The organism is Mycobacterium sp. NGS57, assembly GCF_059812405.1.
The window spans coordinates 167,784-192,176 of record NZ_JCALCP010000006.1; the positions used below are offsets into that span (position 1 = coordinate 167,784).

Genomic DNA, 24,393 nt, shown 5'->3' on the forward strand with positions numbered 1-24,393 from the left:
GGCCTCACATCCGAAATACGCCGTAGGAGACCGGTTCCAGCGGCGCGTGGGCGCACGCCGAAAGCGCGAGCCCGACAACCGTTCTGGTATCGGCCGGGTCGATGATGCCGTCGTCCCACAGCCGCGCCGTGGAGTAATACGGGTTGCCCTGGTCCTCGTATTGCTGACGGATGGGCGCCTTGAACGCCTCTTCCTCGTCGGCCGACCAGGGCTTGCCGGAGGCGCTGAGCTGCTCACCGCGCACCGTAGCCAGCACCGATGCCGCCTGCTCGCCGCCCATCACCGAGATCCGCGCGTTGGGCCACATCCACAAAAACCGCGGCGAATACGCCCGCCCGCACATCGAATAGTTGCCGGCGCCATAGGATCCGCCGATCACCACGGTCAGTTTGGGCACCCGCGCGCACGCCACGGCGGTAACCATCTTGGCGCCGTGCTTGGCGATGCCGCCGGCCTCGTAGTCGCGCCCCACCATGAAGCCGGCGATGTTCTGCAAGAACAGCAGCGGAATCCGGCGCTTGTCGCACAGCTCGATGAAATGCGCGCCCTTGACCGCGGATTCGCTGAACAGCACCCCGTTGTTGGCGACGACGCCGACGGGGTGGCCGTGGATGCGCGCGAAGGCTGTCACCAGCGTCTTGCCGTAGTTGGCCTTGAATTCGCTGAATTCACCGCCGTCGGCCAGCCGCACGATGACCTCGTGCACGTCGTAGGGCACCCGCGGATCCGGTGGCACGACGTCGTAGAGCTCGCTCTGCGCATGCGTCGGCTCGACGATGGGCCGTATCTCCCACTGGGCCGCCTCGCGCGGGCCGAACGTGGCCGCGATCACGCGCACGATGCGCAGCGCGTGCTCGTCGTCCTCGGCGAGGTGGTCGGTGACACCCGAGACCCGCGAATGCAGGTCGCCGCCGCCGAGTTCCTCGGCCGAGACGATCTCGCCGGTGGCGGCCTTCACCAGCGGCGGCCCACCCAGAAAGATCGTGCCCTGCTCGCGCACGATGACGGCCTCGTCGCTCATGGCCGGCACGTACGCGCCGCCCGCCGTGCAGGAGCCCAGCACCGCGGCCACTTGGGGAATCCCCTTGGCGCTCATGGTCGCCTGGTTGTAGAAGATCCGCCCGAAATGCTCGCGGTCGGGAAAGACGTCGTCCTGGCGCGGCAGGAAGGCGCCGCCGGAGTCGACCAGGTAGATACACGGCAGCCGATTGTGCAGCGCGACTTCCTGGGCGCGCAGATGCTTTTTGACCGTCATCGGGTAGTAGGTGCCGCCCTTGACGGTCGCGTCGTTGGCGACGATCACGCACTCGCGCTCCGACACCCGCCCGATGCCGGTGATGATCCCGGCGCCCGGGGACTCGTCGTCGTACATGCCGTCGGCGGCCAGCGGGGACAGCTCCAAAAACGGGCTGCCCGGATCGAGCAGGCGATCCACCCGCTCGCGGGGCAGCAGCTTGCCGCGGCTGACGTGGCGTTGCCGCGCGCGTTCGTTGCCGCCCAGGGCCGCGGCGGCCAGCTTGGCGTTCAGTTCGCCGAGCAGGCGCCGGTGCTCGTCGGCGAAGGACGGCGCGGTCACTGCAGTCATAAGCACTTCCCGTTGGTCACAAGGGGCGGTTCGGTTTTGGTGGCCACCTCGTCGACCGAGACCCCTGGGGCGGTCTCGACGAGGTGCAGGCCGTCGTCGCACACGTCGATGACGGCCAGGTCGGTGATGATGCGGTCGACGCAGCCCACGCCGGTCAGCGGAAGGGTGCACCGCGCAACGATTTTCGGGGTGCCGTCCCTGGCGGTGTGCTCCATCATCACGATCACCTTGCCGGCGCCGTGCACCAGGTCCATCGCGCCGCCCATGCCCTTGACCATCTTGCCGGGAATCACCCAGTTGGCGAGGTCACCGGTGGCCGACACCTGCATCGCGCCCAGCACCGCGACGTCGAGGTGCCCGCCGCGGATGATCCCGAACGAGGCCGAGGATCCGAAGAACGCCGCGCCGGGCATCGTGGTGACCGTCTCCTTGCCCGCGTTGATCAGGTCCGCGTCGACGTCGTCGGGCCGGGGATACGGCCCCACACCGAGTATTCCGTTCTCCGAATGCACGACGACGGCGACGCCGTCGGGGATGTGGTTGGGCACCAGGGTGGGCATGCCGATGCCGAGGTTGACGTACTGCCCGTCGGAGAATTCGGCGGCCACCCGCGCGGCCATTCCGGCCCGGTCCCAACTCATTTGGCGCCGCTCCTCCTCATCGCTGCGCTCTGCATCGTCGTCGGCGCGCTCACCGAACCGTCACCTTTTCGATCGGCTTGGCGGGGTCGGGCACGTGCACGATCCGCTGCACATAGACGCCCGGGGTGTGCACGGTGGCGGGGTCGATCTCGCCGGGATCGACGAGGTGCTCGACCTCGGCGATGGTGATCGCACCGGCCGTGGCGCAGTCCGGGTTGAAGTTGGCGGCGGCCTCGCGATAGACGAGGTTGCCGTGCCGGTCGCCTTTCCAGGCGTGCACCAGAGCGAAGTCGGTGCGGATCGCCCGCTCGAGAACGTAGGTGAGGCCGTCGAACTCGCGGGTCTCCTTGGCCGGCGACTGCACCGCCACCCCGCCGGAAGCGTCGTAGCGCCACGGCAATCCGCCGTCGGCCACGGGCGTGCCGACCCCCGCCGGCGTGTAGAAGGCCGGGATACCCATCCCGCCGGCGCGCAGGCGCTCGGCCAACGTGCCCTGCGGGGTGAGCTCGACCTCGAGTTCGCCGGCGAGGAACTGGCGGGCGAACTCTTTGTTGTCGCCGACGTAGGACGCGACGACCCGGCGAATCCTCTTGTGCGGCAACAGCGTGCCCAGCCCGATGCCGTCGCCGCCGCAGTTGTTGGACACGATCTCCAGGTCGCCGACCCCGCTGTCGAGCAGCGCCGCGATGAGCGCCTCGGGCACGCCGCAGAACCCGAATCCCCCGACCGCCAATGACGAGCCGTCGGTTATGTCGGCGACCGCCGCCGCGGCCGTCCCGACCACCTTGTCCATCGCCGCAGCAGCCTCCGGGTTTCAGTTAATACTGATTAACTGGACACGAGAATACCATTACCCCGACTGTCGCGTCCAGGCAGGGAATGCGCGCTCAGCCCTGGTCACGGAGGTACTCGATCGCCTGCTCGCGCATCTCGGCCTTGCGGACCTTGCCGGTGACGGTCATCGGGAATTCGTCGACGATCCGCAGGTAACGCGGGATCTTGAAGCGCGCGATCCGCCCGGCGCAGAATTCCCGCAGGCCGTCGATGGTCAGCGATGCGGCTCCGTCGCGCAGCATGACCACCGCCATGACCTCCTCGCCGTAGCGCGCGTCGGGCACCCCGATCACCTGGCCGTCGACGATGTCGGGGTGGGAATGCAGAAACTCCTCGATCTCGCGCGGCGAGATGTTCTCGCCGCCGCGCACGATGAGGTCCTTGATCCGGCCGGTGATCTGGACGTACCCACCGTCGTCCATGACGGCGAGGTCGCCGGTGTGCATCCACCCGTCTGCGTCGATGGCCCCGGCGGGCTCGTTCCAGTAACCGGCCATCACCGAATAGCCCCGCGTGCAGAACTCGCCGGCCACCCCGCGCGGCACCGTCTGGCCGGTGGCCGGGTCGATCACCTTGATCTCCAGGTGCGGCCCGACCCGCCCGACGGTGCCGACGCGCCGCTCCACCGGATCGTCGGTGCGGGTCTGCGTGGAAACGGGGCTGGTTTCGGTCATGCCGTAGCAGATCGAGACGCCCGGCATGTGCATGCGCTCGATCACCTTGCGCATCACCTCGACCGGGCACGGCGAGCCGGCCATCACCCCGGTGCGCAGGCTGCTCAGGTCGTAGCCGTCGAATTCCGGCAGCGCGAGCTCGGCGATGAACATCGTCGGAACCCCGTAGAGGCTGGTGCACCGCTCGGCCTGCACGGCGCGCAGGGTGGCGGCGGGGTCGAAGGCGGGCGACGGGATCACGATGCAGGCCCCGTGGCTGGTCGCCGCCAGGTTGCCCATGACCATGCCGAAGCAATGGTAGAAGGGCACGGGTGTGCAGATCCGGTCGGCCGCGGTGTATCCGAGCAGTTCGCCCACCAGGTAGCCGTTGTTGAGGATGCTGCGGTGGCTGAGAGTGGCGGCCTTCGGGAATCCCGTTGTGCCCGAGGTGTATTGGATGTTGATCGGATCGCGGCAATCCAGCGTCGCCGCGATCCGTTCCAGCGCGGGCGGGTCGGCCTGCGTGCCGGCCAGATCGTCCCAGCGATCGCCGTCCAGCAATACCATCTCACGCAGTTCCGGGCAGCGCGGTGCCACCTCGTCCAGCAAGGCGGCATAGTCGGCGTCCTTGAAAGTCCGGGCCGCGATCACCATCGCGACCCCGGATTGCGTTAGCGCATATTCCAATTCGCGCGCGCGGTAGGCGGGGTTGATCGTCACCAGGATCGCGCCGATCTCCGCCGTCGCGTATTGGACGAGCACCCACTCCCACCGGTTCGGCGCCCAGATGCCGACGCGATCGCCCACGCCGACGCCGGCCCGCAGCAAGCCCGTGGCCAGCCGCCGCACGGCTTCCAGAAGTTCGGCGTAGCTGAAGCACCGTCCCGCGGCGACGTCGACGAGCGCATCGCGTCGGCCGTGCTCGGCGGCGGTGGCCGCGAGGTTGGCGCCGATCGTGGTTTCGAGCAACGGCGGGCTGTCCGGGCCCCGCTCATAGGAAAGGTCTGCCACGGCTCCTCCGCTGGTTCGGCTATCAACTTAATCCCGTCACCGGGTCGACCGCGGGGGCGCGCGGACGGGATCGGCCGAGGCGGAACTGGCGTCAACGCCCACCCCCGGGCCCCGGGACGCGATGCGCCGGTCCGATCGTGCGATGGCGGTGATGGCCCGGCGAACGCCATGGATCCTTCGGGGAGTGGCCCGCCTCGCCCCGGCCACCGGCCGCGACTAAGAGCTCTCGCGGCGCGCCTGCGCTGCCCTCACATGCTAAGTTAGTCACGATTAACCGAGTGGTTTGCGGACGGAGGCCAACCGTGGGCTCAGCCGTCCCGGATGCCCCAAATCGCCGCAGCCAGTTGAAGTCCGACCGGCGCCTGCAACTCCTTGCGGCCGCCGAGCGCCTTTTCGCCGAGCGCGGGTTCCTCGCGGTGCGCCTCGAAGACATCGGCGCGGCGGCGGGCGTCAGCGGCCCGGCGATCTACCGCCACTTCCCCAACAAGGAGTCGCTCCTGGTCGAATTGCTCGTCGGGATCAGCACCCGGCTGCTGGCCGGTGCGAAGGACGCGCGGGCCCGCAACGCCGACGCGGCCGCCGCGCTGGACGACCTCATCGACTTTCACCTCGACTTCGCCGTGGGCGAGCCCGACCTGATCCGCATCCAGGACCGCGACCTCGCCCACCTCCCGGAGGGGGCCGAAAAGCAGGTGCGCAAGGCGCAGCGCCAGTATGTCGAGGTCTGGGTCGGCGTGCTGCGCGAGCTCAACCCGAAGCTGGCCGAGGCCGACGCCCGGCTCACGGCGCACGCGATCTTCGGGCTGCTGAACTCGACACCGCATTCCATGAAGTCACCCGATGACCCGCGCACCAGGCCCGCCCGGGCCGCGCGGTCGCGTGCCGTCATGCGAGCGATGACCGTCGCCGCGCTGGGCGCCGGAAATCAGTGCCCCTGAGTCGGGTCTCCTGAGGGCAGCCCGCTAAAGCGCCCGACTTAGGTACCCTGCAACCCATGAGGTGGGCATGAACGAACCACGTCGACCAGGGCGGTTTGGTCCCCCTCAGTGGGGATCGGGACCGACCGGGCCGCAGCGTTCCCCGTACCCGCCGCCCACTGACCCGGCCTACGCCGACCAGGCGGCGCCCTACGCGCCCACCTACGGCGGGCAGTATCCCCAATGGGCGTCGAGCCTGAACGACACCAAGGAGCTGCCGGCGTACTGGCGCCAGGAACTGCCGCCGCTGGGTGAGGCGCCGCCCGACGGGACGGCTTCCCCGCCGCCCGGCGGGCCCAAGTCGCCCCGCTGGCTGTGGATCGCCGCCGCTGCGGCGGTGTTGCTGGTCGTCGCGCTCGTGACCGCGCTGGTGCTGGCCGACGATGCGATCAAGACCCAGACCGCGGTCCCGCCGCTGCCCGCCATGCCCGGGTCGAGTGAGGAAACCCCGACGCCCGCTCCCTCCACCCGGCGCCCGTCGCGCACGCCGCGGCCGGCGCCACCGCCGAGCGCGTCGCTGACGCCGCCCGAGACGACCGTCCCCGGCGCGACGCAGGACGTGGTCTACACCGTCACCGGCGACGGCCGCGCCATCAGCATCGTGTACATCGGCACCGGGGACGTCGTACAGACCGAATTCAACGTCGCGCTGCCGTGGAGCAAACAGGTCAGCCTGTCCAAGTCGGCCGCCCACCCGGCCAATGTCACCGTCGTCAACTTCGGCCACGACGTCACCTGCTCGGTGACCGTCGCGGGGGTTCAGGTGACCCAGCGGGTCGGGGTGGGCCTGACGGTCTGCGACACGCGGGGTTAGCGGCCAGCCTTCGCCGAGCGTGAAGTGGTGCGAAAAATGGCGCGAAATCTCGCAACAGTTGCACGCTCGGCGACGCGCGGTTAGGCGCGCGCCGGGGCGCGGACCGCGAACATCCCCAGCAGCCCTGCCGTGAGCACCAGGCAGATCCCCGCGAGGCCCGCGCGGACGGCGCCGAAGGCGTCGACGAAGAGGGAGAACAGCCAGGGCGCCAGGAAGGACACGGCCCGCCCCGTCATCGTGTAGAGCCCGAAGGCGACCCCTTCGCCGCCGTCCTTGGTCAGGTGCAGCAGCAGAGCACGCGACGACGAGAGCGACGGCCCGACGAACATCGCCAGCAACAGTCCGCACGTCCAGAAGGCGTGCACGCCGGACAACGTCATCAACGTGACCGCCACGACGATGATCGCCGCCAGGGACCCGACGATGACCGGTTTCGATCCGATCCGGTGGTCGACGAGTCCGCCGATCGCCGCGCCCAGCGCGGCCACCACGCTGGCGGCCACGCCGAACACCACCACATTCCCCTGGGACAGGCCGTAGACGTTGACGCCGAGCACGGCGCCAAAGCCGAAGATGGCCGCCAGCCCGTCCCGGAACAGCGCGCTGGCCCCCAGGAAATAGACCAGGTTGCGGTCCCGGCGCCATTCCGCGCTCACCTCCGCCCACAGCTTGCGATAACCGCCCAGCATGCTCACCGGCGGCGAGATCTCGCCGGAGTCCGGCAGCCGGCGAGCCGCCACCAGCAGCGGCAGCGCCAGCAGCGCAAACCATGCCGCGGTCAGCAGCATGGCCGCCCGGACGTAGAGGCCGTCATGGACGGGTAGGTGCAGCAACCCGCGCGTCGGGCCGGTGCCGGAGATGAACCCGAAATAGACCAGCAGCAGCAGCAGGACGCTGCCGGTGAACCCCGAGGCCGCGCCCAGGCCGGAGATGCGCCCCACCGTCTGCGGCGTCGACACCTGACGCAGCATGGCGTTGTAGGGGACGCCGGCAAGATCCCCGCACGCGGCGGTCGCCGACAGCAGCACCAGGCCCGCCCACAGATAGCTGGGCTCGTCACGGATCAGGAACATCGCGCTGGTCGAGGCGACCGCGAGACCGCTCAACACCGTCAGCGCCACCCGCCGGCGATGCGGCGCCTCCACCCAGACGCCGACGAGCGGCGCCAGCACCGCGATGGTCAACCCCGAGACGGCCAGTGCGCGCCCCAACCAACTCGCCGGCGACGTGCCGCCGGGCAGGCCCGCGCCGACGCTGCTGGTCAGATACACCGAGAAGACGAACGTCGCGACGATGGCGTTCATGCCGAGGGAGCCGCAGTCCCACAGCGCCCATGCCACGACGCGCGACGGCATCAACGTGGCGGTGCGCTGACTCATGCCCCCGACTGTATTGGCTTCGTCGCTGTCTACGATTGGCCGCATGCCGATCCCAGCTCCCAGTCCCGACGCGCGCGCCGTGGTCACCGGGGCTTCGCAGAACATCGGCGAGGCGCTGGCCACCGAACTTGCGGCGCGCGGGCACAACCTGATCGTCACCGCGCGACGCGAGGACCTGCTCAACGATCTGGCCGGGCGGCTGTCCGACAAGTATCGCGTGACGGTCGACGTGCGCCCCGCCGACCTGGCCGACCCGGCGGACCGGGCGAAGCTGTGCGACGAACTGGCCGCCCGTCCCGTCTCGATCCTGTGCGCCAATGCGGGCACCGCGACGTTCGGCCCGGTCGCGGGCCTCGATCCCGCGGGGGAAAAGGCACAGGTACAGCTGAATTCCATTGCCGTGCATGACCTTACCCTGGCGGTGCTGCCGGGCATGGTCGAGCGCAAGGCCGGTGGCATCCTGATTTCCGGTTCGGCGGCGGGCAATTCGCCGATTCCCTACAACGCCACCTATGCGGCCAGCAAGGCGTTCGTGAACACCTTCAGCGAATCGCTGCGGGGCGAGTTGCGGGGCTCGGGCGTGCACGTCACGCTGCTGGCGCCCGGACCGGTGCGCACCGACCTGCCCGACGACGCCGAACGGTCGCTGGTCGAGCGGTTGGTGCCGGACTTCCTGTGGATCTCGACCGAGCACACCGCCCGCGTGTCCCTGGATGCGTTGGAGCGCAACAAGATGCGCGTCGTGCCGGGGCTCACGTCCAAGGCCATGTCGGTGGCGAGCGGGTATGCGCCCCGCGCCATCGTCGCGCCGATCGTGGGGAGTTTCTACAAGAAGCTGGGGGGCGGGTAGGACCGGCGGCGTCTCCAAAGCGATGTCGCATGTGACATCGACGCCGAGAAGATGTTGTGTCATGCCGCGCAGGGACGCGTCTGACTGATGTGACGAGGATGCCGTCTATCTCAGCTAGCCGTCACTTCCGCCGACGTCGGCGCGTGCCGGTTCCGAAGACGGCCTTCACCGCTTCACGTATCGCCGTGTTGATACCGCTTTTCACGGTCGGGTTCTCCAGCACTTCCTCCCACAGCCCGGGGCCCTTCGGCTCCGCCGGTTCCGGCATCGGGGGTACCGGGTCATTCGCCGGGACCGGTGGGTAGCCGGACTGGGTCTGCGGCGGCCGGGCCTGCGGGGCCTGCGGCTGCGCCGGAGGAGCTGTGTGGTCGTACTTGTCTTGCAGCGGGCTGTCTTTCACCGCGGCGGCGAGCGCGTCGGCGCCGATCGCGGCCATCAGCGACCGCGGCACCCGCATGCGCGTCCACGCCACCGGCGTCGGCGCGCCCTTCTCCGAGAGCACGGTGACGACCGCCTCGCCGATCCCCAGCGACGTCAACGCCGATTCCAGATCGTAGACATCGGTTTTCGGATACGTGCGAACCGTTTTGCTCAGCGCCTTCTGGTCATCGGGGGTGAACGCCCGCAACGCGTGCTGCACGCGCGCGCCCAGCTGGGAGAGGATGTCGTTGGGCACGTCGGTGGGCAGCTGGGTGCAGAAGAACACCCCGACGCCCTTGGAGCGGATCAGCGTCACGGTCTGCTCGACCTGCTCGAGGAACGCCTTGGAGGCGTCGCTGAACAGCAGGTGCGCCTCGTCGAAAAAGAAGACCAGCTTGGGCTTGTCGACGTCGCCGACCTCGGGCAGGACCGCGAACAGGTCGGCCAGCAGCCACATCAGGAAGGTGGAGAAAATCACCGGCCGCACCGACTGTCCGCTGAACTCCAGCAGCGAGATGATGCCGCGGCCCTGATCATCGTTGCGCAGCAAGTCGTTCGGATCGAGCTTGGGCTCACCGAAAAAGGTGTCGCCGCCCTCGCCCGCCAGGTTCACCAGCGCGCGCAGGATGACACCCGCCGTCGTCGAGGACACCCCGCCCAGGTCTTTCAGGTCGGCCTTGCCCTCGTCGCTGGCCAGGTGGCTGATCACGCTACGCAGATCATCGAGGGTCACCAGCGGGCGCCCGGCTTGCTTGGCCCAGTGGAAGATCAGCCCGATCGTCGACTCCTGGGTCGCGTTGAGCCCCAACACTTTCGACAGCAGAACCGGCCCGAAACTTTCCACGGTGGCGCGCACCGGCACGCCCACGCCCTCGGTGCCCAACGACAAGAACTCGACCGGGAAGCCCGCCGGCTGCCAGTCGTCGCCGGTGTCTTTGGCGCGTGCGGCGGTCTTGTCGCTGGCCTCCCCCGGTCGCGCCAGGCCCGACAGGTCGCCCTTCACGTCGGCCATCAGGACGGCGACTCCGGCCGCGCTGAGCTGTTCGGCGATCAGCTGCAGCGTCTTGGTCTTGCCGGTTCCGGTTGCCCCGGCCACCAGCCCGTGCCGGTTAACGGTGGCCAGCGGGATGCGAATTTGCGCGGTGGGGTCGGCCTGCCCGTCCACGACGACGGTGCCCAATTCCAGCGCCTGGCCTGAGACGGCGTAGCCTTCGGCGATTCGCTGCGCGGGGGTTGCCGCTGATTCGGTGCTCATCGTGCTGGGCCCTTTCTCCCTGCAGTCCGGCAAAGCTCACCCTACTTGCCAGGGGGCGGCCGACACAGGTCCCGCGTGGGCTTAGTGTGAGCGCTGTGCGCGACGAATTGGTGTGGATCGACTGCGAGATGACCGGGCTCGACCTGGGCTCGGACAAGTTGATCGAAATCGCGGTCCTGGTCACCGACGCCGACCTCAACGTGCTCGGCGACGGCGTCGACGTGGTGATCCACGCCGACGACGACGCGCTGTCCTCGATGGTCGACGTGGTCACCGAGATGCACTCCCGCTCGGGGCTCATCGACGAGGTCAAGGCCTCCACCGTCGACCTGGCTACTGCGGAGGCGATGGTGCTGGACTACATCTCCACGCACGTCAAGCAACCCAACACGGCGCCGCTGGCGGGCAACTCGATCGCCACGGATCGGTCCTTCATCGCCCGCGACATGCCAAAGCTGAACTCCTACCTGCACTATCGGATGATCGATGTCAGCTCGATCAAGGAACTTTGCCGGCGCTGGTATCCGCGCATCTACTACGGCCAGCCGGCCAAGGGCCTGGCGCACCGGGCGCTGGCCGACATCCACGAGTCCATCCGCGAGCTGAAGTACTACCGGCGGACCGCGTTCGTGCCCCCGCCGGGGCCGTCTACCAGCGAAATCGAGATGGTGGCCGCCAGTATTCAAGGCGGAGAGAACCCCACTCGAACAATCGATTCGGACACCGAGCCACCGAGCGGCTAGTATCGACAGTCGCCGCTCGCTGGCCCCCCATCGGGATGCCGGATCGCGGTCATGGTGGCTGTAGTTCAGTTGGTAGAGCACCAGGTTGTGATCCTGGGGGTCGCGGGTTCGAGTCCCGTCAGCCACCCCAACGTTTCAAGGGGCCTTTGTCCCCCGGCCGTGGTTCGGCAATTGCGTCGGTGGTAGCTCGTAGAGTGCCCACATGACGACGCTCATGGCGTGGGAGTCCACGAATCACGGGTGGAACCTGGTCGCACATTCGCTCGGCGCGTTCCTTATGTCGTCGGGGTTCGCCGGGTTAGCTGCCGTCGCGGCAGCCGTCGTGGCAGCCAGGCAGGTCAGCAAGACGCGCAAAGAAGAGCGACTCAATCGCGACTTGGAGAGCGTGCAGAAGCGGTTTGAGTGGGTTGTCGACAGGTCAACCCCCGAAACCGGGCGGCATGCTGTCGAGAGGTCGTCGGTGCTGACGAACGCCCAGACTGCGGCGATGTTGAGGTCAATTCGCAGGCGCGCCGGCGCGCTGGGCGACGACCTGCTGACGGACATCATCAGGACCTACAGGGACGACAAGCTGGGCGGCCTTCTTGGCGAAGGCGCGCCGACCACCAGGGTTGATGGATAATGGGTCGCGAAGGAGTGTGAAGATGCGAGCCATACATAACGGCGAACTCGCCGATGAGGTCCGTGCCGCGCAAACACTATTGCAGGACGTCGTTGATGATCCGAAGTCGTCTGCAGCCGAGCGACAACAGGCAGAGGATTTGTTGCGCCTGGGCACTGAGGGACTTGCCAACCGCATCGAGCTTTCACAGCAGCAGCGCGGAGAGGTCCGCTAGCCCATCGTCAGCACCGCCCCCGCCGCCATGAAGATTATGGCGCCGAGAGCTACCAGGATCACCGCGATCGCCACCCGCGCGATGTCGTCTTCGGTGAAGCGCCGACGCCGCTTGATTGCGGCGAGAACGGCCTTGGCTCCCCACACTATTGCGTGGATTCGTGCGATCGCGGCGGCGCCGGGGCTCAGCTCCGTTTCACGTTGCCGCGCGGGGATTGCGAGGGTCATCTCGAGACCTAAGCGTGCGGGCCCCGCGAGGGGTCGGTTGCGCAAAAGGCCAATGTCTTCATGTCATCGACGATACAAAGTGGGAATCACGATTGAGGTAAAGGTGGCTAACAGTACGAGCACCAAATTTCGCTTCGCGGCTGCTCGTCAACTTTCGGAGCCTTGGGACCGAAGTCCCTACAAACCAAACGCAACATTTTCTGCCGCAACAACTTTCAGGTGTTGGCGTTGCCGGCTTTCCACACCGGCCAGGGGATGTTCCAGTCCCCCAGGCCCTCGGTGCCCGGCAGCGTCGGCCCCACGGTGTGCACCACCTCGACGATGTCGCCGCTCTTGCTGTGGTCGTAGAACCATTCGGCGTTGCTGGGGCTCACGTTCAGGCAGCCGTGGCTGGTGTTGGTGTGGCCCTGCGCGCCCACCGACCACGGTGCGGAGTGCACGAAGACGCCGCTGTAGGACATCTGGGTCGCCCATTCGACCTCGGTGCGATACCCGTTGGGCGAGTTGACCGGAACGCCGTAGGTCGACGAGTCCATGATGATGTGCTTGAAGCGCGCACCGACGATGTAGAACCCGTTGGCCGTCGGCGTGCTGTCCTTGCCCATCGAGGTCGGCATGGTCCTGACGACCTCGCCGTTGACCCGCACGGTCACCGTCTTCGTGGTGTCGTCGGCGGTCGAGATGACCTCGTCGCCGATGGTGAAGTGCGTCTTGACGTTGTCCTCGCCGAACATGCCGTCGCCGAGGTCGACGCCATAGGTGTTGACCGCCACGTCGACCGTCGTGCCCGACTCCCAGAAATGCTCTGGGCGCCAACGCACTTCGCGGTTGGTCAGCCAGTAGAAGGCACCCTCGACGGGCGGGTTGGTGGTGATCTTGATGGCCTTCTGGGCCGCGGCGCGGTTGGCGATGTTCTCGTCGAAGCGGATCGCCACCGGCTCGCCGATGCCGACCACCTCGCCGTCGGCGGGGCTGACGTAGGGCATCGTCAGGTGCGCCGGCGAACTGGTCTGGAAGGTCATCTGCCGGGTCGCGGCGCCGCCCAGGCCGAGTGCCTTCACGCTCAGCGTGTAGCGGCGGTTGTAGCCCAGTTGCTCGGTCGTCGACCAGCGCAGCCCGTCGGGGCTCAGTTGACCGCCGATCGACCGGCCGTTCTCGTTGACCATCGTGACCGCCCCGAGCACGCCGTCGGCGACGCTCACGGTTACCGGGGCGTCCACGGTGACGCCGACGGCGCCGTCGCTCACCGAGGACGTGAGCTTGGGCACCAACAGGTCGGCAAACGGCGTGCCCTTGTCGAAGATGACCTTCGGCGGCGCGGCGGCGTGGTTACCGCTGCAGGAGACGCCCAACACAGCAAACGCGATCATGGCGATAACCAGCCATGGTCGACGGCTGCGCAAAGGCATCATCGAGCAAACCTTTCGAATCGATCCGTTTGGGTTTGGTCACCGCTGACCAGAAACAGTGGAAGCATTGTAATGAATTTCCGGCCGCCCACAACGCGCTTACGGGCGAGCGTGACGGATGCGTGACTACGCCGGCTGGCCGGCCGGTTCGTGCCGCTTCGCGTCGACCCTGCGCCGGGTCGCGACGGCCTCCACCCGCGCGAGCTTGACGATCGCCGCCGTCATCACCAGTGCGGCCGCTACCAAGGCGACGACTCCGCCGCGGCCCGTGTTCAGAGTCTCGTCGAGGACGACGACCCCCAGCGCCGCCGCCACCACGGGCTGCGACATCTGCAGGGCGGGCATCGAAGCGGTCAACGGGCCGGCGCGGAAAGCCAACTGGCTGAACAGAAAGCCCCCAGCCGCGACCAACAGCCAGGCATAGAACTCCGGCGCTCGGGCCAGCGCCCACTGGCCCCCGCCGAGCCGGGCGACGACCTCCTTGGTCAGCACCGCGAAGACGCCCCACAGCGAACCCGACACGAACGCCAACAGCACGGCCGCCACGGAGCCGCCCCAAATGCGGGCCACCACAACGCATGCGACGAACAGCGGCCCCAACACCGCGACCACCGCCGCCCACGTGCCCAGCGATGCGCTGGAACGTCCGGCCTGGGGATTGCCCACGACGACCACCACGATCACCGCGGCGGTCAGCAAGCCGGCCCAGATCCATTCGCCGCCGCTCACCGCGCGGTGCGACAGCCTGGCATTGACCGGCAATGCGAACAGCAGCGACGTCATGAGCAGCGCCTGCACCATCAGCACCGACCCCCGGCCCAGCGCGGCCGCCTGCAGAGCGATGCTCGCAGCCAGCAGGATCAAGCCCCACCACCAACGTTGGCTGCGCAGCAGATTGGCGAACAGTTCGACGTGGCCGACCGAGCGGTCGGTGGCGCAGTGCGCCGCTCGTTGCTGCAACACGTCACCGAGCGCGATGCACAGCGCGGACGCCAATGCGAGCAGAGCGGCGACGTGCGTGCTAGCCACGGCCGCTCACGACCCCGGTGGGCCACCTCTTGATCAACGGCCCCCGTCGGCTCGGCGCGTCCGCGGCCCAGCGGCGCCGCCCCACCTCCGCGGCGCCGGCCTCACCCGTCGCCACCCGTTCGTGCAGCCACGCCAACGGTTTCGGCGCCCACCAGGTCCACCGGCCGAGTAGGTGGATGAAGGCCGGAACCAGCACCATCCGCACCAGGGTGGCGTCAGCCAGCACGGCAAGGGTCAGACCCAAACCGAGCATGCGCATGAACGACACGTGCGCGGGTATCAACGCGGCGAACGAAATCGACATCACCACCGCGGCGGTGGTGACCACCCTGCCGATGCCGGCGATGCCCAGCGCCGTGCTCTCGTCGGTGGCGGCGCGCGCCTCGGCCGGGATCGGTCGCGTCTCGCGCGCGGCCGGCGAGGCCCGCCAGTACTCGTGGATCCGCGAGACCAGGAACACCTCGTAGTCCATGGCCAGCCCAAAAGCTATGCAGAACAACAGAACCGGGATGTTGGCGTTCAACGTCCCGGTGGGGGTCGTCCCGAATGCGCCGAGGTGACCGTCCTGGAAGATCCACACCATCGCGCCGAACGCCGCGGTCAGCGACAACACGTTGCACACCAGCGCCTGCAACGGTATGACCGCACTGCCGGTGAGCAACAACAGCAGCGCGAAGGTGATGGCGGCGATCAGCGCCAGCGCCGTGGGCAACCCCTTGGTGATGGCGTCGACGCTGTCGCGGTTGATCTGCGCCAGCCCGGTCATCTGCACCGACCGCCCCGCCGGGCCGGGGATCGCATGGAGTCGGTCGAGTTGGGTGTTGGAGGCCTGCGAGTACAGGGGCGCGGTGCTGGCCACGGTGAGGAACGCACTGCCGTTGGCGATGGCGGTGGCCGCGGCCGGGGGTCCCACGGGTCGTCCGGCGGCGAACGTGCCGGTAGGCGCGGCGACCGCGGACACGTCGGGCACGCGCGACAGCTCGGCGGCATAGCGCGCCAGGTCGGCCTGGGTCACCCCGCGCGCGTCGGGGATCACCACGGTCACCCCGGTGCCCAGCCCATTGGCGAAGTCGCCGTCGAGCATGTCGGCGACCTGGCGCGCCGATGCCGACGGCGGCAGCACCCGCTCGTCGGGAAAGCCCCATCTCACCCCCAGAAACGGGACGCCCAACAGCAGCAGCAGCGCGACGACGCTCAGGCCCGCCGGCACGGCGTAGCGCAGTACGAACTTGGTCGAGCGATACCAGAACAGCGAGTAGACAGGCTGGTTCGCGTGGTCGCGCCACGACTTGGCCCGCGGCGGCACCCGACGCGCAAACCAGCGGCGGGCGTCCAGGGCGTCCAGCCGGGGGCCCAACAGGGCGATCGCCGCCGGGGTCACCACGATGGTCGCGAGCGCGACGATGGCGGCCGTGGCGACGATGGTGTACGCCGACGACTTGAGGAAGTACATCGGGAACACCGCCATCACCGCCATCGACAGCCCGACGGTGGTGGCCGAGAACAGTACGGTCCGGCCGGCGGTGGCCATGGTCCGGAACAGCGCAAGGTTCCGGTCGCCCGCCCGCGCTAGCTCCTCGCGGAAGCGGCTGATGATCAGCAGGTTGTAATCGATCGCCAGAGCCAGGCCCATCGCGATGCTCAGGTCCAGGGCGTACGTCGACACGTCGGTCGCGAAGCTGATCAGCCGCAACACCGACATCGTCAGGACGATGGTCAGCGCACCCAGCCCGATCGGCAGCGCCGCCGCCACCGCCCCGCCGAGCACCCAGACCAGCACCGCGAAGCTCAGCGGAATCGCGATGGACTCCATCAGCACCAAGTCGCGCGCGTTCTGGTCGTTGATCTGCGCATACGCCACGGCCATGCCGCCGGCGCGCAGCGTGACGCCGTCGCGGTCATGCACCAAATCTTTGGTGAGCGTGCTGGCGTACTTCTGCGCGTCGTTCTCCCCGCCTTTCAGGCCGGCGACGATCAGCCCGGACTTGTCATCCTTGCTGACCAGCTGGGCGGCGGCCTGCGGCGGTGACGTCCACGCCGAGGACACGTTCAATACCCACGGCGATCGTTTCAGCTGGTCGACGATGTCGGTGGCGACCCGCCGGGCCTGGGCGCTGTGGGCTCCCGCCGGGGAGGTCAGCGCGATCATCATCTGCTGGTCGGTTTGGTTGAACTTGTCGCGCAGCAGCTCGGTCGCGCGGGCGGACTCCGAGGTCGGGTCCTGAAAACCGCCGCCCGACAGGCTGGTGACCACCGGGATGCCGAAGAGCGCCGCCCCCAGCAGGGCCAGGACCGCGACCGCGATGATGCGGCGAGGTGCGGCGATGGCGAGCCGGGTGATTGCGCGCAGCATGGCGTATCGCTATACCCCGAACGCGACCGACTGACCCAGGTGTGACGAGGTTTGGCGTTTTGGCAGTCGGGTATCGGTGTGCAGAGCGCGGTTTGGCTGGGCCAGCAGCGATTGGATGAGCATGGATACGACGGACGAAGCCTTGGAAATCAGACATCCAACCGAAGATGACTGGCAGGCGGTCTATGAAAACCAGGCTCGCACATTCGGCGATCCGGTGGACGCCGCGGACGTCGATGCATGGAAACGTCGGGTCGAACTCGAGGACATCCTGGTTGCCGAGGACGTCTCCGATGCGCAACACCCGCGCCTGGTGGGGACGTCGATCATCTACCGCTCGCGGTTGACCGTGCCGGGCGGCGCCAGCCTGCGCGCCGCGTGGCTGACGATGATCACCGTCGCGTCGACGCATCAGGGCACGGGAATTTGGGCGCAGCTGTCCGCCCAGGGGCTGGGGATACTTTTGGACCGCGGCTACCCGATCGTCTGCGGCGTGCCGACCCAGACCGCGATGTACGACGGTTTCGGCGCCGGAGTGGCGAGCTACCTGCACTCGTACTCGCTGGATCGCCGCTTCGCGAAGCTGCGGGATTCGCCGGACGCCAATCGGGCGCGCGAGGTCAACGCCGACGAGGCCCGGGCCGTCCTGCCCGAGCTTTACGAAAGATGGTGTGCCGCAACGCCTGGAGCCGTCGAGAGGAGCGACGCGTGGTGGGCCGACTCGTTAGAGGACCGGCCGACGAAACGCGGCAGCGGGTCCGCGCTGAACTACACGGTTCATCCCGACGGCTTCCTGACGTATCGGGTGATCGGCGAGGCCAAGCACGCGTTTCGGCCGCCGTTCGGCACCGTCGTCGTCGAGGACTTCTGCCCCATCACCGACGAGGCGCATACCGAGCTGCTGGAGACGTTGCTGGTGCTGGAGATGTTCGACGAGGTGGAGATCGACGTGCCGGTCGACGATCCGCTGCCGCTCAAACTGCGCGACCAGCGCGCCGCGCGGACCACGGGCCGCAGCGACTTTTTGTGGGTGCGGATCAACGACGTGCCCGAGGTGCTCGGCGCCCGCGCGTACTCCGCCGATGCCGAAGTCGTGTTGGAGGTCGCCGACCCGCTGAACCTCGCGGGTGGAACGTTCCTGCTGCAGATCCGGGACGGCGTCGGGAAGTGTGTGCCGCACGACGGGCCCGCCGATTTGCAACTGGGCTTGGCCGAACTGGCGACGATCTACCTGGGTGCGCATCGGGCATCCGAGCTTTCGCGGGCGGGCCGCATCAGCGAGTTGCGCCCCGGGGCGCTGCGCGAGCTGGACGCCGCCTTACGCACCGAGCGCGCGCCGTACTGCGGGACGCTGTTTTGATCGGGGCTTTGCTCGCGGCCCAGCGGCTACCCTGGAAGGAATCCGGGATTTCGTGCCGCGACAGAACGCCTGTTATTGTCGCAAACGCGGTCTTGGATGACCGACGCGCCGTTAGCTCAGTTGGTAGAGCAGCTGACTCTTAATCAGCGGGTCCGGGGTTCGAAACCCTGACGGCGCACCACGCACCACCTGCAGCAAATCCTGCCGCTCTAACGTCGCATGCAGGTAGCTTCTTTTGCACACCGATCGCTGGCAAAGGAGCTGCCATGGGATTCATCCAGCCGAACCTGCCCGTCGTCGACATGGCCGAGTGGAGCAAGCAGACCCGCGCCGAGCGCATCGTGCCGATGGTGCACCACATCGCCCAGCACGGATTCGGCACCCCACTGGTGATGCACGTGATGTACGGCGTCAAGATCGCGCTGTACATCCTGGGCGGCTGGCTGTTCGCGTGGCTGACAGCGGGGATCGGCAGCTTCACCGCGGTCGGCGCGTGGTGGTCGGAACCGATCGTCTTCGAAAAGGCCGTGCTGTTCACGATGCTCTTCGAGGTCGTCGGCCTCGGCTGCTGCTTCGGGCCGCTGGCCGGGCGCTACTTCCCGCCGATGGGTTCGATCCTGTACTGGCTGCGGCCGGGCACCGTCCGGTTGCCGCCCTGGCCCGATCGGGTGCCGCTGACCAAGGGCGACAACAGGACTGCGTTCGACGCGCTGCTCTACGGCGCGCTGGTCGCGTTGCTCGTGACCGCGCTGGTGTCCGACGGAACGGGGCCAATTCCCGCCCTGGACACCAGGATTGGCGTGCTGCCGTCGTGGCAGATCGTCGCGATCCTGGCCGTCCTGGCGGCGATCAGCCTGCGCGACAAGGTGATCTTCCTGGCCGCCCGCGGCGAGGTGTACGCGCCATTGGCGTTGGTGTTCCTGTTCTCCGGGGCCGACATCGTCGTCGGGGCCAAGCTGGTCTTCATGGTGATCTGGCTGGGCGCCGCCACGTCAAAACTCAACCGGCACTTCCCGTTCGTGATCTCGACGATGCTGGCCAACAACCCGTTCATCCCGTCCGGGCCGCTGAAGCGGTCGATGTTCAAACGCTACCCGGATGACCTGCGGCCCAGCACATTAGCGGGTTTCATCGCCCACTTCTCGACCGCGGTGGAGGGACTGGTTCCGCTGGCGCTGTTGTTCTCGCACGGCGGCTGGCCGACGGCCGTCGCCGCGTTCGTGATGATCGTCTTCCACCTCAACATCCTGTTGGCCTTCCCGATGGGCGTGCCGCTGGAGTGGAACGTGTTCATGATCTTCGGCGTGCTGTGGTTGTTCGTCGCACACGCGGGCATCGGGTTGTCGGCGCTGAGCGGGCCGTGGCCCGTCGTGCTGTTCGCGGTCATGGCGAGCGTCGTCGTCGTCGGAAACCTCTACCCGCGCAAGGTTTCCTTCCTGCCCGGCATGCGCTACTACGCCGGCAACTGGGACACCACGGTGTGGTGCGTGAAACCGTCGGCCGACGAGAAGTTCCGCGTCGGCGCGCGCGCCCTCGGACCGATGTACCACTTGCAACTCGAGCGGTTGTACGGCAACAAAGAGGAGACGCTGGTGCCCATCCACCTGGCCATGGCGTTCCGCGGCATGAACACCCATGGGCGCGCGCTGTTCACGCTCGCCCACCGGGCGATGGCCGGCTACGACGAGAACGACTACAACCTGTGCGAGGGCGAGATCCTGTGCGCGATGGTGCTGGGCTGGAACTTCGGTGACGGGCACATGCACAACGAGTGCCTCGTCCGCGCGCTGCAGCGGCGCTGCGGGTTCGAGCCCGGCGAAGTGCGGGTGGTCATCCTCGACGCGCAGCCGATCCAGCGAAAGACCCAGGAATACCGGCTCGTCGACGCGGCGACGGGCGAATTCGAGCGCGGCTACATCGACGTCGACGACATGGTCACCAGTCAGCCGTGGGCCGATGATCTCCCGGTGCACATCCAAAGCGCCGCCGGCGCCGGGATGTCGTGACTAGCGGTTCCTGACCCGGCGGACCACGACCACCACGACGACGGCCCCGACCCCGGCCAGCGACACGAGCACCGCGGGCTTCTGCACGAACTCGAGCACCCGGGCCTTGACGTCGTCGGCGAGACGGCGCGGATTGGCCCGCTCAGCCAGCGAGTCGACGGTTGCCGCCAGCTGGTCGCGGGCGGCGTCGATGTCCCGCTTGATGGCCTCGGGGTCCCGGTCCGCCACGTCTCTGTCCTCCAAGTCGGCTGATGCACCTGAGGCACTACCCTAGATCAGTGACCGAAACCCCACGGCTAGCGCCCGGAGACAAGGCCCCCACCTTCACCCTGCCCGACGCAGACGGCAACAAGGTGTCGCTGGCCGACTACAAGGGACGCAAAGTCGTCGTCTACTTCTATCCGGCCGCCTCGACACCGGGGTGCACCAAACAGGCGTGCGCCTTTCGCGACAACCTTCACGACCTCAACGACGCCGGTCTCGACGTCATCGGCATCTCCCCCGACAAGCCGGAGAAGCTCGCCAAATTCCGGGACGCCGAGAAGCTGACGTTCCCCCTGCTGTCCGACCCCGACCGCAAGGTGCTGACGGCCTGGGGCGCCTACGGCGAGAAGCAGATGTACGGCAAGACCGTCACCGGCGTCATCCGCTCCACCTTCGTGGTCGACGAAAAAGGCGAGATCGCCGTCGCGCAGTACAACGTCAAGGCGGCACATACCGCGACGAAGATCAAGCAGATGCTCGATGGCAAGCACTGAGTGAAGCAGTGCGCGCCCGTCGGGTTTCACCGATTGCTCCGACGGAGCACAGCCGACCCTCCAGTCGAACGGCGCATCCGCTTTGCCGTCGAACCGTTTGGGAGCACCGCCGATGAGTTGGTGGATCGTGACCCACATCCCGTCGTGGGTGCTGCTCACCGGCCTGATCGTGCTCATTGCGGGCGGAGCGGTGTTGCTTCAGAGGTACGTGCGTCGACGATTCCCAGTGCTCAAAGGTGACGCACACAACGACGTCACCAAGTTCACCTACGGCTTCATCGGGTTCGTCTACGCCTTCTTCATCGGATTTGTCGCCTCCTCCATGTGGGGGCAGAACAACGCCGCAGACGGTAACGCACGCGCCGAGGGCGCAGCGGCGGCGCAGATGGCCAGAGACGCAGTCTTTTTCGACACGGCGGATAGAGACCGCATCCACCAGAGTCTGCTGGCGTATGAACATGCCGCCATCGCTGAATGGCCGAACGCCGGGAACAGCCGATCGCCAGACGCCGACACCGCCCTGGCCCACGTATATCAGGCCTACGACGGCGTAGCGGCGAAGACGAACACCCAGAAGACCCTGCTCGCGACGTCCTTTTCCAACCTCGACAAGATCAGCCAGGCGCGCACCGCGCGAATACTCACCGCCCGCGAAGACGCCGGACTCCCCTGGCCGTTCTGGACAGTGATCTTCGTGACAAGCGGTCTGGTGCTCGGCGCCGTGATCATCTACGGGGTCGAGAAATCTATCCTGCACTATTCGATGGTGGCCATCGTCGGCGTCATCGTCGCCACCAACCTCTTCCTCGTCCTTGAACTGGCTCACCCGTATGTCGGCGCGGTATCTACGAGCCCGGACGCACTGCAAGAAGTGGTCACGGTGCTCTCCCAGCCCGTTTCTTAACTTTGGCTCGGCAATACTGTTGCCATGAATTCGTTCGTCGAGAAGGCACTCTTCGGATACATGCGATTGCACGACAAGGTGTATCAGGGCACCCACGGTTGGATCGGCCACCGGATGATGTGGATTCCCAGCCTGTTGCTCCACACGATTGGCGCGAAGACCGGCGAGCCGCGCACCGCGTCGCTGGCCTATGGCCGCGACGGCGAGGACTACCTGGTGACCGCCTCCAACGGCGGCGCTCCGCGGTCGCCGGGCTGGTACCACAATTTGAAGGCTCGCCCTGACGTGGAAATCAACGTCGGGCCCAGGCGTTTCGATGCCGCAGCACGGCCCGTCCTGCCGGGTGATCCTGAGTACGGCCGACTGTGGAAAATCGTCAACAAGGTCAACAGGGGCACGTACGCCGAGTACCAGAAGCGCACGGCGCGACCGATCCCCATCGTGGTCCTCACGCCCAGACGCTAGAACTCACGGCGCCCGTTCGCCCAGATTGGCCAGCAGCAGCGCCTCGCTGATCGCCGCGCGTTCCAGGACGCCGAGATCGAGGCTCTCGTTGATGCTGTGCGCCTGGGTGGCGGGGTCCTCGACGCCGGTGACGAGGATCTTCGCCTGCGGGAACGCCGCGGCGAACTCGGCGATGAACGGGATCGAGCCGCCCATGCCCATGTCGATCGGCTCGACACCCCAGGCCTGCCGAAAGGCCGCCCGCGCGGCATCGTAGACCGGCCCGCTGGCGTCGATCGCGTAGGGCTGACCGACGTCGCCGGGTGTGACGGTGACCTGCGCACCCCACGGCGCGTGCCGCTCCAGGTGGTTGCGCAACGCGTCCAGGTGCGCGGCGGCGTCGCCGCCGGGAGCGACGCGCATGCTGACCTTGGCGCGGGCGCGCGGAATCAACGTATTCGACGACGCCGCAATCGATGTCGTGTCGATGCCGATCACGGTGATCGCCGGTTTGGCCCATAGCCGCTGCGGCACCGAGCCGGAGCCGATCTCCGACACCCCATCCAGAAGTCCTGTGTCGGCCCGGACCCGCTCGGGCGGGTACCCGACTGTGGCCGCGGTGCTTTCGTGCAGGCCCGCCACGGCCACGTTGCCGTCGTCGTCGTGCAGGCTGGCCAGCAGGCGCACCAGCGCCGTGAGCGCGTCGGGCACCACGCCGCCCCACAGACCGGAGTGCAGCCCGTGGTCGAGCGTGGCCACCTCGACGACGCAGTCGGCCAGGCCGCGCAGCGACACCGTCAGCGCCGGAATCTCGGTGCTCCAGTTGTCCGAGTCGGCGATGACGATGACGTCGGCGGCCAGCGCGTCGCGGTGGGCGGCCAGCAGCCGGCCCAGCGAGGGCGAGCCGGACTCCTCCTCGCCCTCGACGAAGACCGTCACGCCCACCGGGGGCTTGCCGTCGTGCGCCCGAAACGCCGCCAAATGCGTTGCTATGCCTGCCTTGTCGTCGGCGCTGCCGCGGCCGTAGAGCCGGACGTCGCGTTCGGTGGGCTCGAACGGCGGCGACACCCACTGGGCGCGGTCACCCTCGGGCTGCACGTCGTGGTGGGCATACAGCAACACGGTGGGCGCGCCCGGCGGCGCCGGATGGTGCCCGATGACCGCCGGCGCCCCGCCCTCGCTGACGATGCGCACGTCGCCGAAACCCGCCTGCGACAACAGATCCGCGACCGCCCGCGCGCTGCGGTGCACCTCGTCGCGCCGCGCGGGGTCCGCCCACACCGATTCGATGCGCACCAAATCCTCGAGGTCGCGGCGCACCGACGGCAGCACCTCGCGGACGCGCTCAACCAGATCGCTCATGCCCTCGAGGCTAGTCGGCGCACCGCGGGGCAATTACGAGCCGGCGAGCGCCCGCAAAATGCCACGCTTTGCGGCGTGTCGCCGTACAGACACGGCCGCTCGCGGCAAAGGAGGGTGGCCGCTCGCGGCAAAGGAGGGTCAGGAAGTCTCCAGGATCGCGACCGCGGCGGCGGTGTCGCCCTCGTGGGTCAGCGACACGTGGATCGTCACCTCGGCCAGATGCCTGGCGATGTCACCGGTCAACCGCACCCGCGGGCGCCCCCACATGTCGGTGACGACCTCGATGTCGCGGTGGATGCCCTCCGGCAGCACCGGGCGCTGGGCGAACCGCGACCCCGACCACGCCTTGATCACCGCCTCCTTCGCGGCCCACCGGGCGGCCAGGTGGCGCGCCGCCGACGAACTCTTGTCCGAGGCGTCGCGACGCTCACCCGGGGTGAACGTCTCGGCGAACACCGTCCCCGGCTGGTCGACCTGCTCGGCGAAATCTGGAATGGAGACGACGTCGATCCCCACGCCGACTATTCCCATGGGTCGGAAGGT

24 protein-coding genes and 2 tRNA genes are annotated in these 24,393 nt (G+C 67.9%); 13 read left to right on the plus strand and 13 right to left on the minus strand.

Annotated features, from left to right (window positions below):
* Positions 1 to 4: 4 nt before the first annotated feature.
* The 4 genes from AC5Y43_RS13405 to AC5Y43_RS13420 form a co-directional block, all read right to left on the minus strand.
* Positions 5 to 1,585, minus strand: coding sequence for a carboxyl transferase domain-containing protein (locus tag AC5Y43_RS13405; protein WP_499973092.1), 1,581 nt, complete (start codon positions 1,583 to 1,585; stop codon positions 5 to 7).
* The gene (locus AC5Y43_RS13410) at positions 1,582 to 2,226 is read right to left on the minus strand and encodes a 3-oxoacid CoA-transferase subunit B (protein ID WP_499973094.1); all 645 of its coding nucleotides are present in this window, start codon (positions 2,224 to 2,226) and stop codon (positions 1,582 to 1,584) included. Before AC5Y43_RS13410 ends, AC5Y43_RS13405 begins: the two co-directional genes overlap by 4 nt.
* Positions 2,227 to 2,275: 49 nt before the next feature.
* On the minus strand, positions 2,276 to 3,019 hold the full coding sequence (locus AC5Y43_RS13415) for a CoA transferase subunit A (protein WP_499973096.1): 744 nt from the start codon (positions 3,017 to 3,019) through the stop codon (positions 2,276 to 2,278).
* Positions 3,020 to 3,113: 94 nt separating this feature from the next.
* Positions 3,114 to 4,724 (minus strand): AMP-binding protein, encoded by a 1,611-nt coding sequence (locus AC5Y43_RS13420; RefSeq protein WP_499973098.1) that lies wholly within the window; start codon positions 4,722 to 4,724, stop codon positions 3,114 to 3,116.
* Positions 4,725 to 5,026: 302 nt separating this feature from the next.
* Here AC5Y43_RS13420 and AC5Y43_RS13425 point away from each other — a divergent pair, with 302 nt between their 5' ends.
* Entirely contained in the window at positions 5,027 to 5,662 is a 636-nt protein-coding gene (locus AC5Y43_RS13425; protein WP_499973099.1) for an SACE_7040 family transcriptional regulator, read from the plus strand.
* A gap of 61 nt (positions 5,663 to 5,723) precedes the next feature.
* Positions 5,724 to 6,515: an MmpS family transport accessory protein gene (locus AC5Y43_RS13430; protein WP_499973100.1), complete on the plus strand. Its 792-nt coding sequence runs from the start codon at positions 5,724 to 5,726 to the stop codon at positions 6,513 to 6,515.
* A gap of 80 nt (positions 6,516 to 6,595) precedes the next feature.
* Here the strand turns inward: AC5Y43_RS13430 and AC5Y43_RS13435 are convergent, their stop codons facing one another.
* Positions 6,596 to 7,894 (minus strand): MFS transporter, encoded by a 1,299-nt coding sequence (locus AC5Y43_RS13435; RefSeq protein ID WP_499973102.1) that lies wholly within the window; start codon positions 7,892 to 7,894, stop codon positions 6,596 to 6,598.
* Between the two features lie 43 nt (positions 7,895 to 7,937).
* On the opposite strand from AC5Y43_RS13435, the gene cmrA reads away from it, so the two are divergent.
* On the plus strand, positions 7,938 to 8,744 hold the full coding sequence (gene cmrA / locus AC5Y43_RS13440; RefSeq protein WP_499973106.1) for a mycolate reductase: 807 nt from the start codon (positions 7,938 to 7,940) through the stop codon (positions 8,742 to 8,744).
* A 121-nt stretch (positions 8,745 to 8,865) separates the two neighbouring features.
* Here cmrA and AC5Y43_RS13445 read toward each other — a convergent pair whose 3' ends face one another.
* Positions 8,866 to 10,419: a helicase HerA-like domain-containing protein gene (locus tag AC5Y43_RS13445; protein WP_499973111.1), complete on the minus strand. Its 1,554-nt coding sequence runs from the start codon at positions 10,417 to 10,419 to the stop codon at positions 8,866 to 8,868.
* 95 nt (positions 10,420 to 10,514) lie between these two features.
* Here AC5Y43_RS13445 and orn point away from each other — a divergent pair, with 95 nt between their 5' ends.
* The 4 genes from orn (at position 10,515) to AC5Y43_RS13465 (ending at position 11,998) form a co-directional block, all read left to right on the plus strand.
* Positions 10,515 to 11,162, plus strand: a complete 648-nt coding sequence (gene orn / locus AC5Y43_RS13450; RefSeq protein WP_499973113.1) for an oligoribonuclease — start codon at positions 10,515 to 10,517, stop codon at positions 11,160 to 11,162.
* Positions 11,163 to 11,216: 54 nt separating this feature from the next.
* Positions 11,217 to 11,292, plus strand: a tRNA-His gene (locus tag AC5Y43_RS13455).
* Between the two features lie 72 nt (positions 11,293 to 11,364).
* Positions 11,365 to 11,784 carry a hypothetical protein gene (locus tag AC5Y43_RS13460; RefSeq protein WP_499973115.1) on the plus strand — a complete coding sequence of 140 codons (420 nt, stop codon included), beginning with the start codon at positions 11,365 to 11,367 and terminating at the stop codon, positions 11,782 to 11,784.
* A 22-nt stretch (positions 11,785 to 11,806) separates the two neighbouring features.
* Positions 11,807 to 11,998, plus strand: coding sequence for a hypothetical protein (locus tag AC5Y43_RS13465; protein WP_499973117.1), 192 nt, complete (start codon positions 11,807 to 11,809; stop codon positions 11,996 to 11,998).
* Here the strand turns inward: AC5Y43_RS13465 and AC5Y43_RS13470 are convergent.
* The 4 genes from AC5Y43_RS13470 to AC5Y43_RS13485 form a co-directional block, all read right to left on the minus strand.
* Entirely contained in the window at positions 11,995 to 12,225 is a 231-nt protein-coding gene (locus AC5Y43_RS13470; protein ID WP_499973119.1) for a hypothetical protein, read from the minus strand. The two genes, AC5Y43_RS13465 and AC5Y43_RS13470, sit on opposite strands and share 4 nt — an antisense overlap.
* Before the next feature lie 215 nt (positions 12,226 to 12,440).
* Positions 12,441 to 13,637 (minus strand): L,D-transpeptidase, encoded by a 1,197-nt coding sequence (locus AC5Y43_RS13475; RefSeq protein ID WP_499973121.1) that lies wholly within the window; start codon positions 13,635 to 13,637, stop codon positions 12,441 to 12,443.
* A 123-nt stretch (positions 13,638 to 13,760) separates the two neighbouring features.
* Positions 13,761 to 14,663 carry a DMT family transporter gene (locus tag AC5Y43_RS13480; RefSeq protein ID WP_499973123.1) on the minus strand — a complete coding sequence of 301 codons (903 nt, stop codon included), beginning with the start codon at positions 14,661 to 14,663 and terminating at the stop codon, positions 13,761 to 13,763.
* On the minus strand, positions 14,656 to 17,016 hold the full coding sequence (locus tag AC5Y43_RS13485) for an MMPL family transporter (protein ID WP_499973125.1): 2,361 nt from the start codon (positions 17,014 to 17,016) through the stop codon (positions 14,656 to 14,658). The genes AC5Y43_RS13480 and AC5Y43_RS13485 overlap by 8 nt, the downstream gene beginning before the upstream one ends.
* 121 nt (positions 17,017 to 17,137) lie before the next feature.
* Here AC5Y43_RS13485 and AC5Y43_RS13490 point away from each other — a divergent pair, with 121 nt between their 5' ends.
* The 3 genes from AC5Y43_RS13490 to AC5Y43_RS13500 all read left to right on the plus strand — a co-directional run bounded on the left by AC5Y43_RS13490 (position 17,138) and on the right by AC5Y43_RS13500 (position 20,382).
* A complete protein-coding gene (locus AC5Y43_RS13490) occupies positions 17,138 to 18,376 on the plus strand; it encodes a GNAT family N-acetyltransferase (RefSeq protein ID WP_499973427.1) in 1,239 nt (412 codons plus the stop codon).
* Positions 18,377 to 18,481: 105 nt separating this feature from the next.
* Positions 18,482 to 18,557, plus strand: a tRNA-Lys gene (locus tag AC5Y43_RS13495).
* 85 nt (positions 18,558 to 18,642) lie between these two features.
* Positions 18,643 to 20,382, plus strand: a complete 1,740-nt coding sequence (locus AC5Y43_RS13500; protein ID WP_499973126.1) for a DUF3556 domain-containing protein — start codon at positions 18,643 to 18,645, stop codon at positions 20,380 to 20,382.
* On the opposite strand, the gene AC5Y43_RS13505 is transcribed toward AC5Y43_RS13500, so the two are convergent.
* A complete protein-coding gene (locus AC5Y43_RS13505) occupies positions 20,383 to 20,610 on the minus strand; it encodes a DUF3618 domain-containing protein (RefSeq protein WP_499973127.1) in 228 nt (75 codons plus the stop codon).
* A 50-nt stretch (positions 20,611 to 20,660) separates the two neighbouring features.
* Between AC5Y43_RS13505 and bcp the strand changes: the two genes are divergently transcribed.
* The 3 genes from bcp (at position 20,661) to AC5Y43_RS13520 (ending at position 22,509) form a co-directional block, all read left to right on the plus strand.
* Positions 20,661 to 21,140 (plus strand): thioredoxin-dependent thiol peroxidase, encoded by a 480-nt coding sequence (gene bcp / locus AC5Y43_RS13510; RefSeq protein WP_499973129.1) that lies wholly within the window; start codon positions 20,661 to 20,663, stop codon positions 21,138 to 21,140.
* A 112-nt stretch (positions 21,141 to 21,252) separates the two neighbouring features.
* Complete coding sequence (locus AC5Y43_RS13515) at positions 21,253 to 22,044, plus strand: bestrophin-like domain (protein ID WP_499973131.1); 792 nt, start codon at positions 21,253 to 21,255, stop codon at positions 22,042 to 22,044.
* A gap of 24 nt (positions 22,045 to 22,068) precedes the next feature.
* A complete protein-coding gene (locus AC5Y43_RS13520; protein ID WP_499973133.1) occupies positions 22,069 to 22,509 on the plus strand; it encodes a nitroreductase family deazaflavin-dependent oxidoreductase in 441 nt (146 codons plus the stop codon).
* Between the two features lie 3 nt (positions 22,510 to 22,512).
* On the opposite strand, the gene AC5Y43_RS13525 is transcribed toward AC5Y43_RS13520, so the two are convergent.
* Both AC5Y43_RS13525 and acpS read right to left on the minus strand, forming a co-directional pair.
* The gene (locus AC5Y43_RS13525) at positions 22,513 to 23,850 is read right to left on the minus strand and encodes a dipeptidase (protein WP_499973135.1); all 1,338 of its coding nucleotides are present in this window, start codon (positions 23,848 to 23,850) and stop codon (positions 22,513 to 22,515) included.
* Positions 23,851 to 23,988: 138 nt separating this feature from the next.
* Positions 23,989 to 24,381 carry a holo-ACP synthase AcpS gene (gene acpS, locus AC5Y43_RS13530; RefSeq protein WP_499973138.1) on the minus strand — a complete coding sequence of 131 codons (393 nt, stop codon included), beginning with the start codon at positions 24,379 to 24,381 and terminating at the stop codon, positions 23,989 to 23,991.
* Between the last annotated feature and the right edge of the window lie 12 nt (positions 24,382 to 24,393).